This window comes from Spirosoma migulaei (assembly GCF_054776855.1).
Genome location: NZ_BAAHBG010000002.1, coordinates 599,354 through 615,267 on the forward strand (window position 1 = coordinate 599,354; position 15,914 = coordinate 615,267).

Here is a 15,914-nt window from a genome sequence, read left to right on the forward strand (position 1 = left end):
ATACAATAACCTGAAGAGAGGAGTAACACCTATAAAAATGAAAAAAATAACATTGATGCTGAGTCTGGCTTTTTTAGTAGTCGTACCAGCCTTAGCTCAGAAAGACAAACGCGCACAGGGTATTCTGGATGCGATGAGCAAACAATACAAATCGTTAAAATCCTATCAGGCAGCGTTTACCTACACAAGTGCCGGAGCAGGAGCAAAAGAATCCTACAAGGGTGATTTAACGGTTAAGAACGAAAAGTTTAGACTAGTGTTGGGTGGTCAGGAGGTATTTACAGATGGCAAAGTGATGTCAACCTACATCAAAGAATCCAACGAAGTAAATGTACAGGACTATGATGCCAGTGGTAATGGCGAATTGAACCCGACCCAGATCTATACGATTTATAAACGTGGTTTCGATTACAAGTTCTTAAAAGAACAAAAACAGGGTGGTCGCACACTGGAAGTGATTGAACTAACACCCAATCGGCCCAAGAGCCCTATTGCAACGATACAAATTTCGGTTGACAAAGTAGATAAATCAGTTCGTAATTGGCTGATCATTAACAAGGATGGTAAAAAGACTTCGTATACAATCACGAAGTTCACCCCTAATGTGAATACCCCCGATTCATATTTCGTTTTTGATAAATCGAAGTACCCGGGCGTTGAAGTTGTAGACTTAAGGTAATCTGAGTATAGTAAGTGAAATGGGTGGAGTGAGTGTAGTAGGTTTTCAACTTATTACACTCACTCCACCTATTTCACTTACTACACTTTTGCTCCAAACGATAAATCGCCCGAATCGCCCAGACCCGGAACGATATAAAAATGTTCGTTAAGGTGATCGTCAACGGCTCCCAGCCAAAGATGGCACTGGGGTAATTGTTGCTGCACATAACGAACGCCTTCTGGGCTGGCAATGACGGCCGCAATATGCGTTTGAGCCGGAATTCCATAACGCAACAGAGCATGGTACACTTTTTCGAGCGAACGGCCCGTAGCCAGCATAGGATCGCACAGAATCAGGACTTTTCCGCTTAGATCGGGGCTGACGATGTAGTCCATCGCTATTTCAAATTCTTCATTCTCGGATGACGAACTGCCTCGATACGCTCCCGCAAACGCGTTCTCTGCCTGGTCAAAGTAATTTGCAAATCCCTGATGAAACGGGAGTCCAGCACGGAGGATAGTGGCCAGAACTGGCTGTTGACGAAGGACTTGCGTACTGGAAACACCAAGTGGAGTCTGCACATCAATATTCTGGTAGTGCAGCTTTTTTGAGATTTCATACGCCATCAATTCACCAAGTCGTTCCAGGTTTCGGCGAAACCGCAAGCGATCCTGTTGAATGGAAACATCTCTGAGTTCGGCAATGAACTGATTGGCTAACGAGGGCTGCTGGGCAAAAACAAACATAGTTTGTGGGCTTCTTTCGGCGTAAATTAGCCCCAAGGTTGGCGTATATCCAAACCAATTGTCTAATTTAAGCGGCTCATTGGGTCCAATCGGTTATATAATCAGCCTATTAGGGCCAACAGCCAGTAAGTTACATGCGCAGCAACGTTTACGTTTTCTGTTTTCTTTTCCTTTCGTTAAGTGTTCGGGCTCAAAGCCCATTTGTGCCACTCAATACAGATTATTATCACCTGATTGATCGGCTGGAAATTCGCCAAAACCGTTGGGCGGAGGGGTTTCATAGTTCTGTAAAGCCGTATAACCGACAGAGTATCATTCAGTTAACCGACAGCATAATTGCTCACCCTGGCCGCGGCTTATCAGATACCGACTACTTTACAATCGACTATCTACGTAATGACAGTTGGGAATGGGTATCCCCCAATGATACAGCTCGGAGAGACCCTTTTACCCGGCATTTGAGGGCACCCATGTCTGTTGGTGATAGCCGTAAACCTTTCCTGAAATACTTTTACCAGAAAAAAGCGGATTTCTATAGTTTGCAGACACCCGATATTGATTTGCATGTAAATCCGGTGTTTTACGTTGGTGCAGGTGCAGATATTACATCCAGCTCAACAGACATTCGGACGAACAACAAGCAGACTTTATTTGTCAATACACGAGGCCTGGAAGTGCGAGGGACCATTGGGAAGAAGCTGGGTTTCTATACGTTCTTTTCCGACAATCAGGCTATTTACCCTGAGTACATTCAGCGATATGGACAGACGTATGGCCAGACCTATAGCGCTGTGGGCGATACATCGTTTACGGCACCAGGTGAAGGTTTTGTGAAGCAATTTCGCTCGAACGGTGTCGATTTCCTGTCTGCTCGTGGGTACATTACACTGAATGCACTCAAAGTCATTAATATCCAGTTTGGCCATGACCGAAATTTCTTTGGTAATGGTTTTCGGTCGCTGTTACTGTCCGACAACAGTCCACCGTATTTATTTCTGAAACTGACAACACGCTTAGGGAGTAAAATTCAGTACACAAATCTGTTTACGTCCTTGCAAAATACGCAGGCGCCAAGGCCCCAGGATGATAAGTTAATTCCGCCCAAGTTTGCGGCTATGCACCATCTGAGCATTAACATTAGCGATCACGTTAATGTTGGGGTATTTGAGTCTGAAGTATTTAGCCGGGATCGACTGGATCTTAGCTACTTAAATCCAATTATACTCTATCGGTATGTCGAGTCGAGCCTGGGTAGCAGCGACAACGCATTTATTGGTCTTGACTTTAAAGCGAACTTCTTGTCTCATTTTCTGGTCTATACCCAGTTTATGCTGGATGAGTTTCGGCTTAAGCCCTTACTGGCAGGCAAAGGAGACTGGACCAATAAGTTTGCCTTACAGGTAGGGGCCAAATATATTGATGCGTTCAACGTACCGAACCTCGATTTACACGCTGAATTCAATTTAGCCCGCCCATTTACGTATTCCCATGAATCATCGGCTACCGTGAGTGCGGGTCAAACCAATTATGCACATTATAGTCAGCCACTGGCACATCCGCTGGGTGGTAATTTTATGGAAGGTCTGGGTATTATCCGGTATCAGCAGAAGCGATTGTCTATTAACGGCATTGCAGGGATAATGATGTACGGTGCCGATCCTACGCCTGATATTAACTATGGTGGTAACATACTGAAAGACTATACATTCCGGATTCGTAATGAGGGAAATTTTATTGGCCAGGGCCGTAAAACAATAATTACTTATGCTGATGTGCGGGCATCTTATATGATTCGGCACAACGTATTTTTAGAAGGTCGTTTGCTTTACCGATTCCAGGATAGCCAATACCGCCCCGATAGTTATACTGAACAAGTGGGTAGCTTTGCCCTTCGCTGGAATTTACCGTACCGCAACTGGGTTTTTTAAACCGTCATAAACTTATTCCATGTTGGATCTTATTCGCCAGGAACTGACCGAAGCTCAGTCAGTCCTGGACACCTTTCTGAGTAGCCCCGAACAACTTTCAGCCATTGAACAGGCGGCTAAAGTTATGGCCGATGCTCTTAAGAACGGCCGTAAAATTATTTCCTGCGGCAATGGGGGCTCCCACTGCGACGCTATGCACTTTGCGGAAGAGCTCTCGGGCCGTTATCGCGATAATCGCCGGTCACTGGCAGCCATTGCTATTTCGGATGTGAGCCATCTTTCCTGTGTGAGCAACGATTTTGGTTACGATTTTGTGTTTTCGCGCTTTATCGAAGGCTTAGGAAATCAAGGTGATGTGCTACTAGGCCTCAGTACAAGCGGTAATTCGGGGAATATTATTCGCGCCGTTGAGGCTGCTCGTGAAAAGGGTATGAAGGTGATTTTGCTAACGGGAAAAGACGGCGGTAAACTCGCCGGGAAAGCCGACGTCGAAATTCGGGTGCCGCACTTCGGCTACGCCGACCGTATTCAGGAGATTCATATTAAAGTCATTCACCTGTTTATTCTGCTCATTGAAAAACAGGTTATCTGACCGGGATTCAGCTGATTTAAGGATTAATCTGATTTTGCTTGCGCTTCTTCGAAGCGAATCATATAACAAAATCAGATTAATCCTTAAATCAGCTAAACCGCACGGTCGGCCCGTGCGGTTTAGAATTGCTTCAGATACGATAACTTCCCGATGGTGTGTTGCTCCTGCTGGCGGTCTGTAGCTCGGATAGAACCCGCATAGGTTCCATTGTTATAAACGATGTAAAGGAATGAAAGCGGCTGGAATTCCCAGGCCAACCGGATATTCCAGATGTTTTTATCGGTGAACGTGTTGCGCTGGAAAAAGCTGATCAGTTGTAGACGTGGATTCACGGCCATACGGCTCTCAACGCTGTACAGACCAATTGTGCCTGTATACTGGCCTACATTCCTGAAATCATTTAACTCGCCACTCACCGTAAATGCCATGTGTGGAATAGGAGCGAGGACCATGGAGCCTCGGGCGTAATTTAGAGTTCCATCGTAATACCGTCCGGTTTCGCCATTTAACTGGAATGACACCTTCTTCGATGGGTCGCTACTGAACATAAGCTGGTAACGCGTATAGCGATACTTGCCGGATGCAATGGGTAGTCCCAACGGGCGATAATCACTATCATCCAACCGCTGGAATGTTGGATTCACAAACAGGCCTAGGCTACCACCGTTTTGAAACGTCAGCCAAATGGGATTGAAGTTATAATTAGCTTCCTGCAAATAACCCGTGGAGGCTTTGTGATAGAGTTCCAGAAAGGCACCTGGCTCAAAATTACGTACCCATTTGGGCAACCATTTGCTCCGGTTAACCAGATAGACGCCTGGCGTGGTAGCAATCACATCAGTGCGGGCAACAAAACCCATAGCTGGGTTGAAATTCCGGGTTACTACAGATTGCGTCCACCAGGCTACGATTTGATTTGTCCGGTAGAAGAGCTGACTGTAAGCCGACGCCCCCTGGTCACTACCTTTTGAGTCGAATGTACCCATGACCATAGCACTGTAGGCCAATGTCTGATTCAGACGAAAAAAGCCATCGAGCGCGATCGTGCCATTTTGCCGACTACCGAGACTATCAATAGCGTGTACGTTTTTCAGGGTGACTAAACCACCAATACGGTTCTGGCGACCAACGTTTTCACTGTATCGTCCAACAAAAAAATCGGTTGTTGGGCTACCAGGAATGCCCCGTTGCCGAACCAGCATACCCCCGTAATTTCGGTTAAGTGAGCGGTAAACCAATCGTGCCCCAGCGTCGATAGGCACTGGTGTACTGGTACCATCGGGGAGGGTTGCCAGGCCAATCGTTCGGCTAAAAAAAGGCTGAATCACCATGCTCCCTCCTTCGCCTGTGTCTTTATTGCCGGGTAAACCAACACCAAATAGACTGGCATTTTCCAGAAAGAAAGCGCGTCGTTCGGGAAACAGTACCGAAAAGCGGGTAAGGTTATTCACCTGACGATCCACATCCGCCTGCGCGAAATCGGTATTCAACGTTAGATCGAGAACCGTATTTGGGTTGATTGCCCATTTTGCATCGCCACCCAGTTTAAGCGTTGCCTTTTGTCCATAACCCACTTCGGTACCATTATACCGATCGTCACTAACTAATACAAAAGGCTGGATGCGAATATTAGGCGAAGGCGGAGGTGGTTTTAAGCCTGTAATCAAGCCTGCATACGCTACACGGCTCGATGTAAACGCTCTCGGGTAGGGTGACCAGGCTGATAATTCATTAGAATAGCGTCGTCTGCGAAAGAAATTAATTCCCCACGACTGCGTAGAATCTGCCGAGCGAACATAACGGAGCGTTTGCCAGGGAATCTGCATTTCGGCAATCCAGCCTGAATCTGTGCGGCTGGTACGAACCTTCCAGAAGCCGTCCCAATCTATATCGTTCAGTAAATCGTCAAAGGAAAGTAGGTCGCGCTGGGTGCCATACGGATTGGTGGCAAACGTCATCGCATTCCGCTGATCGTTGAAACCGTCTATGACTACCCCAAACTGATCGTGCGCCATTGCCGAAAAATCCCGCTTAAAATTCGGGGTCCGGATTCCTTTTCGCCCTAATGAGTCGTAATTAGTAGCTGCGATATAGAGGAAATGGCGATTGAATAGTACCCGAATATCTGTATCGAAATTGGCGGCCATACCCTGTTTGGGATCAACCTGCACAAACCGACTTATCGGTTTAGCCCGTTGCCAATCTAGCTCGTCCAGGCGACCGTCAATTTTGAGCTTATCACTTATTTCAACAGCCTGAATAACTCTACGCTTTTTGGATGGCGCGAAAATGGCAGACTGACTTGTAATGATCTGCTCCTGTAGAACTGGGTCTTCGCGCGTTGTATCTGGCCGAACAACATCTGATTGTGCCGTATTTGGTACTGTCAGGTTGGTTTGTGCGAATGAATAAAAAGGGAGAACTGCTAGAAGTAGGCAATAACGAACTAGAAGGGGCAACATAAATGGAGTAGCTTACTAATCCAAAATAAGTAGGATTGGATTAGAGCAACGTCATTTTTTCGTTGAACGGCCTATTCAGCGCGTTTATCGGCGAGTAAGCGAAAGACAAACCGGATTTAATAATCTCCTCCAGCACCCCCCCCCCCGAAGCTGCCACCACCAAAGCCGCCGAAACCACCGCCACTACTACCTCCACCGCTACTCCAGCCGCCACCGCCTGAACTACCCCAGCCCGAAGTTGGGAAGAATACGGGACCTCCCCAGCCGCCCCCCCGATTGCGATTGCTACCACCGCCCCGGTTCCGGCGTGATATAATGAAGATGATAATAATAAATATGATGAGTGCAATGAAAATGCCACTGCCACCATCGCCTTCGCCACTAGTCGAGTTTGGTTCACCTTTGTACTCTCCTTTGGCCCGTTGAATAATCTCGGTTGTAGCGTCGTCTAACCCTTTGAAATACTGTTCCTGTTTAAAAGCAGGAACAATCGTGTTTGTGATGATTCGCTTGGCAATAGCATCGGGTATAGCACCCTCTAAGCCATAGCCTGGAGCAATGAATAGTTTGCGTGTTTGAGTAGCCCAGGCAAGTACTAAGCCATTGTTTTTATCCTTTTGACCAACCCCCCATTTTCTGCCTACCTGAAAGGCGAAATCGCCAATAGGGTAGGGTTCTGTTGTTTTAACAATAACAATGGTAATCTGGGTTGACGTTGAGTCGTTGTAAGCGCGAAGCTTCTGTTCTAACTGCGAGCGCTCCGTACTGCTCAGAATACCCACAAAATCATTCACCAATCGGGGTGGATTAGGCTTTTCAGGTATAGCCGTGTTGGCCCCACTATCGGTTGCGGTATCCTGAGCCTGTAAATTGACAGACGTGCTTAACAGAAGTACGACTAATCCAAGACGGAAAATTCGGGAAAGTGTAGTAACGAAAGAGAGTACGTTCACGGCAGTATCAGTCAAACGAAATATCGTCAGCAAGTTCGTTAGTGTCGTCGCTGGCGTAGGGGAAATACTGTTTTAACTGTTGCCCGGCCCGTTCAATTCCCCGGCTCAGCCCTTCGGCATAGGCTCCATTCGCAAAATAACTACGAAGCAGGTCTTTGGTGCTTTCCCAAAAGTCGGCAGGCACTTTGGCATCAATGCCTGTATCACCTAATACAGCAAATTTTCGGTCAGTATAAGCGAGGTAAAAGAGCACGCCGTTCTGATCCTTAGTCTGATGCATCCCCAATTGGGCAAACACCTCAATAGCCCGTTGTACAGGGTCAGGGTTCGCACAATGTGCTTCAACATGCACCCGAATTTCGCCCGATGTCGCTTTTTCGGCTTGTCGGATCGCTTCGATAATGCGCTGCTGCTCGTCAGGGGTGAAGGGGTTCTTTTGCATAGGGTTTAGAGCATAGAGCAAGGTGCATGGAGCGCGGTTTTTTGCCCTGCCCCCTGCACCTTGCTCCAGGCCATTAAAACTGTACCGTTGGCGCGCTCTGAGCAGCTTGTGAAGCCTCGAAGAAGCCTTTCACTGGGAATCCAAAAATCCCGGCGAATATATTGTTCGGGAACGAGCGTACGGATTGGTTGTAAACTCTCACCGCCCCGTTAAAATCATTTCGGGCTACTGAAATACGGTTTTCTGTGCCTTCCAGTTGTGCCTGTAACTCCGAAAAATTCTGCGTTGCTTTGAGTTGCGGGTAATTTTCGGCTACCGCCAGTAATCGAGATAGCGAACCACTTAATTGATCTTGAGCTGCCTGGAATTTCTTAATGTTTTCAGGAGTCAACTGGTCGGCATTCAGGTTAATTCCCGTTGCATTAGCCCGTGCCTGAATAACAGCTGTTAAGGTGCTTTTCTCAAAATTAGCCGCGCCCTGAACCGTCCGAACAAGGTTTGGGATCAGATCAGATCGACGTTGATATTGGGTCTGAACCTGTGCCCATTTTTCTTGTACAACGGTGTCATTCTGAACCAGGCCGTTATATGAGCTACAGCCATACATGCCCAAAATAAGGGCAAGAACCACCACGATAATTAACGATTTTGACATGGTATGTTGAAATGCAAAGGTTATTGTTGGACTCAAAGTTGGTCAAAACTACTAATTTGTTTATGTAAAACTACGTTAGCGGTGTTTTTCACATCTTTGCTCCTCGTTTGTATGGATGACTGGTAGCTTTAAAATGACGTTGGTCTAAGCTATTGTCGCCATTTAGACGTTTTTACCAGAGTAGCCCCAGAGAAACATACATTGAATTACGAAATTTGTTTGTCCTATGAATCTTGACCTAACTGATAAAACTGCCCTTGTTTGTGGGAGCACGCAGGGAATTGGCCGTGCTACTGCTATAGAACTGGCTCTCCTGGGGGCTACTGTTGTCTTAGTAGCTCGTAATGAGGAAACATTAAAGAAAACCCTGACCGAGTTAAATACCGAGAAGGACCAAGTGCATCGGTATATTGTGGCCGATTTTAGCCAACCGGGTGCCGTGGCAAAAGCTATTGCCGAGTATTTGGCCGTATTTCCCGAGATGCATATTCTCATTAATAATACAGGAGGACCGGCTGGTGGGCCACTAATTGATGCTAAAGCTGACGAGTTTGTGCAAACATTTCATAATCATCTGCTCAACAACCAGACGTTGGTTCAGGCTGTTGTTCCTGCCATGAAACAAGCAGGCTATGGGCGTATCGTCAATATTATCTCCACTTCGGTTAAGCAGCCAATTGTCGGATTAGGCGTCTCGAATACCATCCGCGGAGCCGTGGCTCAATGGGCGAAAACCTTATCGTTGGAAATAGCCCGCTTTGGTATTACCGTTAATAATGTATTGCCTGGTTATACACAAACAGGGCGTTTAGAGGCCGTTCTGGCAATGAGGTCCAAAACATCTGGTAAATCAAAGGCAGAAGTGGCTATTCAGATGGAAAGTGAAATTCCGACCGGGCGGTTTGTTACCCCTGAAGAAGTAGCGGCCGCTGTTGCTTTTCTGTGCACACCCGCTGCTGCATCAATCAATGGCATTAATGTTCCGGTAGATGGCGGAAAAACGGGAAGTCTATAGGAATCGATAGCCGTCAGCCAGTAGTACTTTGATACACGAATGACTGCGACTATCGACATTTAAACTAAGTTATTCTTGAACGCGTAAGCGACCATGCCAGCCGTATTTTTTGTGCCGGTTTTTTCTAGAATCCGTAGGCGATGCCCTTCAACGGTACGGGGACTGAGGAATATTTTCTCGCTGATTTCATTGGTCGAAAGACCTTCACAAATCAGCATTAGCACTTCTTTCTCGCGTTCTGAAAGTAAAATTTTACTGTTGTAAAAGGCATTGACCGGTTTCGTCGCATTAGGTTTGTTTGTCATTTTACGAAGCATCGCTTTCGAGACAAACTCATTCAGGTAAACGCCCTCATCGATCACTTTTCGAATGGCTTTTTCAACCTCTCCTGCTTCCGCATCTTTAAGCAGATAGCCGCTAACCCCTTTTTCTAAGAGGTGTAATACCATCCTATCTTCATCGTGCATGGTTAACACCACTATTTTAATGAGTGGATAATTTTCACGTAGGAAGTCGGCCGTAGCGGTGCCATCCATAACCGGCATTTGCAGGTCAAGGAGCACTACATCAGGCATTTTTCGGGGAATTTTCTCGATGAGTTCCTGTCCATTGCCTGCTTCCAGAATCAATTCGAAATCATGAATCTGGCCAAGAATGGTGGCCATTCCGACACGAAATAAAGTATGGTCGTCGCAGAGGGCCAGTTTAATTTTTCGCATAGAGGAGAAGAGTTAGCACCTGTTGCCGTATGAGTCGTATAAATTGACCATTCGGCAAACAAATTAACTCATTAAATCAACAGGCTGTGCATCATGCAGATGAACCTGCACATGAATCTGTGAGCCACGACCGGGCGCTACATCGAACGTCACGTGTCCGTTCACGACATTCAGTCGGCTCTCAATGTTGCGAAGCCCCAATCCTCCCTGTTTGTTTTCCATAACAGCATCGAAGTCAAAGCCCACCCCATCATCCATTACCGATAACCGAATCTCTTTTTCGAAGGTAAAGACCTGAACAACAATATGCCTGGCGCGAGCATGCCGGATTGCATTATTGATCAATTCCTGAGCAATCCGGTACAGCATTAGGTCAAGCGTGGGCGGAAAGTGCAGATCAGATTCGGGATAAATTAATTGAACTTCCGTTTCGCTATCTGTAGCCCGGTCAGTTAATTCTTCGAGGGCCGCCAGCAGGCCAAATCGCTCGAGCGTTGTTGGCACCAGATTACGGCTAATGCGCCGGACATTGGTCATGGTTTCGTCGATCATGGAGCGGGTTTTCTGAAACTGAAACCCAACCTTTACCTCGCCACCCAACTGCTGTTCTAACTGATTCAGGCTCATTTTGGTGATTGACAACATGGTACCAATCCCATCGTGCATATCTTCGGCAAGCCGTTTGCGCTCTTCTTCCTGCCCTCGGAACGTGGCTGCCATCAAATCCCGTCGATGCTGGGCCTGTAATTCTTTAAAAGCCAACTGCTGTTTAGCCTGCTTTTGCTGGTAATAGGCCACGAAAATGATGATGAACACCGCCATCATCAATAGTACGGCCGTACCTACAGCAATTACAAAACCAGCGTCCATTGGAAATTTGTTTACGCGCAATCAGAATGAAGCAAAATTGATTAATTTAGGTCTGAATGTCAATGGGTTATATGTGCGATTTAGTTATCGGTACCGTTTAAGGGCGTATTTCAGGAAAGTAGGTTATTAACTATTTTTATCACCTTTAAGCGTTGCTAAATCAGGTTCTCCTGATCGTATTTACTAACCCAAAGCCCATACGCGGATAGTACACTGAAGAAAATAAATAGTAACTGGTTTGCATTCCAATATCTATCAAATACTTCAGCAGAAACTTTATTTTCATCTTTATACCAATATTCACTAAACAGCATAATAAAAAAGGTACCTGCTGAATAGATAAGTAAGCCTGTTGTAAACCAGAATAGCGTATGAAGTAATATGTTTTTTACCCTAACATCAGTCAAAATTTTATTGAAGTATGACAAGCAAAAAAATAATGCATATAACCGAAAAATAGATAAACTTACTGAGGAGACTGCATTACTCTGGTAAGTTACAAAGCTGATGAGTAGACAAAAAACTGCTAAAATAGATGAAATCTGTTTCCAGCGAATAGATTGAAAACATGAAAGCCCGAAGGCTAGTAATATTACTATATTTACCGCTATTTCAATATTTTGTAAGTATAAATTATTCTTTTTTAAAATGGATAGCCAAGTGCCAAATGCTTCAATAGTAAAATAACATAGAAAGAATATAATAATAAGTTTTGACGTTAATGAGAGGTATTTATAACGAAATAATCCAAAAATAATGGGTAGGCCACTACTTAAATATGCGATAAAATCTAAAGGATATTTTTCGCATAATAGTAGTAGCCTCTCAAACATAATAGTATAAATAAGTTAATTACTTCCTCCACAGTGTTGTGGGCACGGGAACCCGTCTCCTACGGTTCCTAATTCGCTGCCATCACCGCCGTCATCTTTGAGTCCACCATGACCTGTATAAGCTGGTAAATCACGACCCCGGCCATCTACACCTGTTAGCAGAACACGTGGATTAAGTTTGCCTTTCCCTGGCTCGGTAGGTTTGCCATTTTCATCTTCCCACCGATTACCATAATGAATACGAATACCTACACAGCCTGGCTGCTTGAGTAGCTGATTCACTCGGTTAATCCCGAAAAATTCTGAGCGTGTGTACTCATCTTTTTTATGACCACAAGCTAATTTACTGCTGTGGTAAGCGTCTTTCATTGACTGGGTTTCTTCCGCTTTGAGAAAGCGCCCAGCATTTTCATGGAAAACAGAGTCATTCATTAGAAAAAGGGGTAAAAGTGGGTAATAGAGGTTGTTTCTGGATGGACATAATCGGAAAGCAATGGCTAATTTACGATAAGTCCAAGGGGATAGCAACAGATGCAAAAATCTATTGCGTTGATATAATATGCTGGTATACAGTGAATTGATCCACCTGGTTTACTTGTTAATGCGTAGTTCTACGTACTAAAGTGCGGACTTTTGCCTGTTCAATTTAAGCTATCGAAAACCGGTGTTTCTTCGCTCAAATCGATACTGGCCTGGGGGCTACCTTTGTGCTGTAGCTGATGATGTATGCTGATAAGCAGTCATTGCAACAACATTTCTCATAGGTTAGGTCAACAAAAAACGCCGAAGCAACTGCCTCGGCGTTTTTTTATAGCTCTACATGAACGAACCTATTTGAGTAAATTCAACAGGTAAGCACCGTAACCGCTTTTTACCAATGGCTGGGCGATGGTGGCCAACTGGTCAGCGGTAATAAATTTCATCCGGTAAGCAATCTCTTCTGGGCAGCCAATTTTTAAGCCCTGCCGTTCTTCAATGACATGAACAAACTGGCCAGCCTGCATCAACGATTCAAACGTACCCGTGTCGAGCCAGGCCGTTCCCCGATCCAGAACACCAACTTTTAGTTTGCCCTGCTCCAGATACACTCGGTTTATATCTGTAATTTCCAGCTCACCCCGGGGCGATGGTTTAATATTCCTGGCAATGTTAACAACGTCATTATCATAAAAATATAGACCCGGCACTGCATAGTTCGACTTGGGTTTGTCCGGCTTCTCTTCAATAGATAATACATTGAAATCCGCATCAAATTCCACAACACCATAGCGCTCTGGATCATGCACTTGGTAGGCATATACCACGCCACCGTCAGGATCATTGTTGGCCTGGAGTAATTTTGATAAGCCTGACCCATAGAAAATATTGTCGCCGAGAACGAGGGCTACTTTGTCATTGCCGATAAATTCTTCGCCAATGATAAACGCCTGCGCTAATCCATCGGGGCTAGGCTGAACAGCGTAGCTGAACTTACAGCCAAGTCGCGTTCCATCGCCCAGAAGCTTCTCGAAATGGGGCAGGTCGTGGGGCGTGGAAATAATAAGAATATCGTTGATCCCCGCTAACATCAAAATCGAGAGCGGGTAATAAATCATCGGCTTGTCATAGACCGGCATCAACTGTTTCGACACAGCGAGTGTAAGCGGATGAAGACGTGTGCCAGACCCCCCGGCAAGAATAATTCCTTTCATAGTTTAGCATGGTGCAAGGAGCGTGGGGCAAGGAGCGAAAGGCGTATTCCCTGCTCATTGCTCCGCGCTCTATGCCCTTTAACGATTTGCGTACATTCCCTGATAATAGCTTTGATAATTGCCCGATGTGACGTTGTCTAACCATTCCTGATTAGCCAGGAACCAGTCAACCGTTTTTTCCAGGCCTTCTTCAAACTGAAGCGAGGGTTGCCAGCCCAGCTCATTCATAATTTTATGAGCATCAATGGCGTAGCGCAGGTCGTGTCCGGCACGGTCTGTTACGTAGGTAATAAGTTGAGCCGACGTTCCTTCGGGTCTTCCTAATTTGCGATCCATAATCTGGCATAGCAGATGAACCAGATCGATGTTTTTCCACTCGTTGAAGCCACCAATGTTATACGTTTCGCCCAGTTTACCGGTATGAAAAACGGCGTCAATAGCGCGGGCGTGATCCACCACAAACAACCAGTCGCGAACATTTTCTCCTTTGCCGTATACTGGCAATGGCTTGTTTGTCTGGATGTTGTGAATCATCAGCGGAATCAGCTTTTCCGGGAAGTGATTCGGGCCGTAGTTATTGGAACAGTTCGACAGCACGACAGGCAGCTTGTACGTATTACCATAAGCCCGAACAAAGTGATCAGAAGCGGCTTTCGAGGCCGAATAGGGTGATTGTGGATCGTAGGCGGTTTCTTCAGTAAAGAAATCTTCCGGATTGTGCAATGATCCATATACTTCGTCGGTTGAGACGTGGTAGAAACGTTTGCCTTCAAAGCCTGATGCGCTGTCCTTCCAGCTATTTTTAGCAGCATTGAGCAGGTTTACCGTTCCAACAACGTTAGTCATCACAAAGGACATAGGGTCTGTTATGGACCGGTCAACGTGCGATTCGGCCGCCAGGTGAATGACTCCATCGAATTCCATTTCGGCGAACATATCCTCCAGAAATTTCGCATCGGTAATGTCGCCCTTAATAAACGTGTAATTCGGTGAATGCTCAATATCTGACAGATTCGCCAGGTTTCCGGCGTAGGTCAGCGCATCAAGATTATAAATCTGATATTCAGGGTATTTTGTAACGAATAGGCGGACAACATGCGATCCGATGAAGCCGGCACCACCAGTAATAAGAAGTTTCATTTTATGTAAGGTTGACGTTTGATGTCTGTAGTTTTTTGTTTGAAGTTGGTGGAAAACAGATGAATATACTGGTGAACAACACTAAACTTCGAATGACAAACTACAAACTTAATTTCTGCTGCCACCGCCAGGCATCGCGTAACGATTCGGCTAACGAACGACGGGCTGTCCAGCCTAATACGGTATTGGCTTTTGAGACATCGGCATACACTTGCTCAACATCACCCGGTCGACGAGGTCCAATTACGTAATTTAGATCGACGCCCGTTTCCTGTTCAAACGTTTTAATGACATTCAGTACAGTCTCCCCCCGGCCTGTGCCAATATTAATGACATCATAGCTAGCTTCGGCCGTATCCTCGTTCAGTTTTCGTAGCGCTTGTACGTGCGCATCTGCCAGGTCCATCACATCAATATAATCACGAATGCAAGTGCCGTCTGGCGTATGGTAATCGTTGCCATAAACTGTCAAACTAGAACGAATGCCAGCGGCTGTTTGCGTGATAAAAGGCACCAGGTTAGCTGGCACACCCAGTGGTAATTCGCCGATTTGTGCCGATGGATGCGCGCCAATAGGGTTGAAATACCGAAGAGCCATCACCTTAACAGGTACGTTTGCACGCACAGCGTCGCGAAGTATGTCTTCGCCAATTGCCTTTGTATTGCCGTAAGGCGACTGCGCTGGTAGCCGGGGGGTCTCTTCCGTTACCGGCAACTGCTCAGGTTGCCCATAAACCGTGCAGGACGACGAAAATACAAGATTTTTCACGTTGTGCTTCGGCATCAATTCCAGAAGTAATAACAACGAATCGAGATTGTTGCGGTAGTATTTCAGGGGTTTAGCCACCGATTCGCCAACCGCTTTGTATGCCGCAAAATGAATAACGCCAAGAGGAGATTCTTTTTGAAAGATATCATCCATGGCAACAGCGTCATTGCAGTCGACAGGGTAACACGTTACATCCCGGCCCAGAATGGCACGCAATCCATCGAGGGCCGAGCGTTCAGAGTTGGAAAAGTCATCGACAATAACCGGCTCAAAACCGGCTTCAACCAACGAAACAACTGTATGGGAGCCAATGAAACCGGCTCCGCCAGTAACCAGAATTTTGGGGGAAGTGCCTGTAGGTGTCAAACCGTTTTATATAAAAATTTTGTTATTACTTTAGCATAGCAACTCGTACAACCCGACAAAAGTAGTATATTC

The 15,914-nt window shown here is 45.9% G+C and carries 15 protein-coding genes; 4 read left to right on the plus strand and 11 right to left on the minus strand.

Translation table 11 applies throughout. From position 1 onward, the window contains the following. The first annotated feature begins 37 nt into the window (after nucleotides 1-37). Nucleotides 38-679: a LolA family protein gene (locus ACYVGO_RS03715; protein WP_460967613.1), complete on the plus strand. Its 642-nt coding sequence runs from the start codon at nucleotides 38-40 to the stop codon at nucleotides 677-679. Between the two features lie 80 nt (nucleotides 680-759). Here the strand turns inward: ACYVGO_RS03715 and upp are convergent, their stop codons facing one another. After that, complete coding sequence (upp, locus tag ACYVGO_RS03720; RefSeq protein ID WP_460967615.1) at nucleotides 760-1,407, minus strand: uracil phosphoribosyltransferase; 648 nt, start codon at nucleotides 1,405-1,407, stop codon at nucleotides 760-762. A 134-nt stretch (nucleotides 1,408-1,541) separates the two neighbouring features. Here upp and ACYVGO_RS03725 point away from each other — a divergent pair, with 134 nt between their 5' ends. Both ACYVGO_RS03725 and lpcA read left to right on the plus strand, forming a co-directional pair. Beyond that, nucleotides 1,542-3,335, plus strand: a complete 1,794-nt coding sequence (locus ACYVGO_RS03725; protein ID WP_460967617.1) for a hypothetical protein — start codon at nucleotides 1,542-1,544, stop codon at nucleotides 3,333-3,335. 19 nt (nucleotides 3,336-3,354) lie between these two features. Then, nucleotides 3,355-3,927, plus strand: coding sequence for a D-sedoheptulose 7-phosphate isomerase (gene lpcA, locus ACYVGO_RS03730; RefSeq protein WP_142770484.1), 573 nt, complete (start codon nucleotides 3,355-3,357; stop codon nucleotides 3,925-3,927). Nucleotides 3,928-4,046: 119 nt separating this feature from the next. On the opposite strand, the gene ACYVGO_RS03735 is transcribed toward lpcA, so the two are convergent. The 4 genes from ACYVGO_RS03735 to ACYVGO_RS03750 form a co-directional block, all read right to left on the minus strand. Continuing rightward, a complete protein-coding gene (locus ACYVGO_RS03735; protein ID WP_460967619.1) occupies nucleotides 4,047-6,389 on the minus strand; it encodes a carbohydrate binding family 9 domain-containing protein in 2,343 nt (780 codons plus the stop codon). A gap of 116 nt (nucleotides 6,390-6,505) precedes the next feature. Next, nucleotides 6,506-7,342 (minus strand): TPM domain-containing protein, encoded by an 837-nt coding sequence (locus ACYVGO_RS03740; protein WP_460967621.1) that lies wholly within the window; start codon nucleotides 7,340-7,342, stop codon nucleotides 6,506-6,508. A gap of 7 nt (nucleotides 7,343-7,349) precedes the next feature. Then, a complete protein-coding gene (locus ACYVGO_RS03745; protein WP_460967623.1) occupies nucleotides 7,350-7,784 on the minus strand; it encodes a TPM domain-containing protein in 435 nt (144 codons plus the stop codon). Between the two features lie 73 nt (nucleotides 7,785-7,857). Continuing rightward, entirely contained in the window at nucleotides 7,858-8,439 is a 582-nt protein-coding gene (locus tag ACYVGO_RS03750; protein ID WP_142770488.1) for a LemA family protein, read from the minus strand. Nucleotides 8,440-8,665: 226 nt separating this feature from the next. Between ACYVGO_RS03750 and ACYVGO_RS03755 the strand changes: the two genes are divergently transcribed. Next, nucleotides 8,666-9,454: an SDR family oxidoreductase gene (locus ACYVGO_RS03755; RefSeq protein WP_460967625.1), complete on the plus strand. Its 789-nt coding sequence runs from the start codon at nucleotides 8,666-8,668 to the stop codon at nucleotides 9,452-9,454. Between the two features lie 59 nt (nucleotides 9,455-9,513). Here the strand turns inward: ACYVGO_RS03755 and ACYVGO_RS03760 are convergent, their stop codons facing one another. The 6 genes from ACYVGO_RS03760 to galE form a co-directional block, all read right to left on the minus strand. Next, nucleotides 9,514-10,173: a response regulator transcription factor gene (locus tag ACYVGO_RS03760; protein WP_142770490.1), complete on the minus strand. Its 660-nt coding sequence runs from the start codon at nucleotides 10,171-10,173 to the stop codon at nucleotides 9,514-9,516. Nucleotides 10,174-10,236: 63 nt separating this feature from the next. Beyond that, nucleotides 10,237-11,043, minus strand: a complete 807-nt coding sequence (locus tag ACYVGO_RS03765; protein ID WP_142770491.1) for a sensor histidine kinase — start codon at nucleotides 11,041-11,043, stop codon at nucleotides 10,237-10,239. 848 nt (nucleotides 11,044-11,891) lie between these two features. After that, nucleotides 11,892-12,308: a hypothetical protein gene (locus ACYVGO_RS03770; protein ID WP_142770493.1), complete on the minus strand. Its 417-nt coding sequence runs from the start codon at nucleotides 12,306-12,308 to the stop codon at nucleotides 11,892-11,894. Nucleotides 12,309-12,706: 398 nt separating this feature from the next. Further along, on the minus strand, nucleotides 12,707-13,567 hold the full coding sequence (rfbA, locus tag ACYVGO_RS03775; protein ID WP_142770494.1) for a glucose-1-phosphate thymidylyltransferase RfbA: 861 nt from the start codon (nucleotides 13,565-13,567) through the stop codon (nucleotides 12,707-12,709). Between the two features lie 78 nt (nucleotides 13,568-13,645). Next, complete coding sequence (gene rfbB, locus ACYVGO_RS03780) at nucleotides 13,646-14,707, minus strand: dTDP-glucose 4,6-dehydratase (protein WP_460967627.1); 1,062 nt, start codon at nucleotides 14,705-14,707, stop codon at nucleotides 13,646-13,648. 100 nt (nucleotides 14,708-14,807) lie between these two features. Then, nucleotides 14,808-15,842, minus strand: coding sequence for a UDP-glucose 4-epimerase GalE (gene galE, locus ACYVGO_RS03785; RefSeq protein ID WP_460967628.1), 1,035 nt, complete (start codon nucleotides 15,840-15,842; stop codon nucleotides 14,808-14,810). Nucleotides 15,843-15,914 lie beyond the last annotated feature (72 nt).

Coding starts and splice junctions, on each gene's coding strand:
- ACYVGO_RS03715 (WP_460967613.1), top strand. CDS start 38: ATGAAAAAAATAACATTGATGCTGAGTCTGGCTTTTTTAGTAGTCGTA.
- upp (WP_460967615.1), bottom strand. CDS start 1,407: ATGTTTGTTTTTGCCCAGCAGCCCTCGTTAGCCAATCAGTTCATTGCC.
- ACYVGO_RS03725 (WP_460967617.1), top strand. CDS start 1,542: ATGCGCAGCAACGTTTACGTTTTCTGTTTTCTTTTCCTTTCGTTAAGT.
- lpcA (WP_142770484.1), top strand. CDS start 3,355: ATGTTGGATCTTATTCGCCAGGAACTGACCGAAGCTCAGTCAGTCCTG.
- ACYVGO_RS03735 (WP_460967619.1), bottom strand. CDS start 6,389: ATGTTGCCCCTTCTAGTTCGTTATTGCCTACTTCTAGCAGTTCTCCCT.
- ACYVGO_RS03745 (WP_460967623.1), bottom strand. CDS start 7,784: ATGCAAAAGAACCCCTTCACCCCTGACGAGCAGCAGCGCATTATCGAA.
- ACYVGO_RS03750 (WP_142770488.1), bottom strand. CDS start 8,439: ATGTCAAAATCGTTAATTATCGTGGTGGTTCTTGCCCTTATTTTGGGC.
- ACYVGO_RS03755 (WP_460967625.1), top strand. CDS start 8,666: ATGAATCTTGACCTAACTGATAAAACTGCCCTTGTTTGTGGGAGCACG.
- ACYVGO_RS03760 (WP_142770490.1), bottom strand. CDS start 10,173: ATGCGAAAAATTAAACTGGCCCTCTGCGACGACCATACTTTATTTCGT.
- ACYVGO_RS03765 (WP_142770491.1), bottom strand. CDS start 11,043: ATGGACGCTGGTTTTGTAATTGCTGTAGGTACGGCCGTACTATTGATG.
- ACYVGO_RS03770 (WP_142770493.1), bottom strand. CDS start 12,308: ATGAATGACTCTGTTTTCCATGAAAATGCTGGGCGCTTTCTCAAAGCG.
- rfbA (WP_142770494.1), bottom strand. CDS start 13,567: ATGAAAGGAATTATTCTTGCCGGGGGGTCTGGCACACGTCTTCATCCG.
- rfbB (WP_460967627.1), bottom strand. CDS start 14,707: ATGAAACTTCTTATTACTGGTGGTGCCGGCTTCATCGGATCGCATGTT.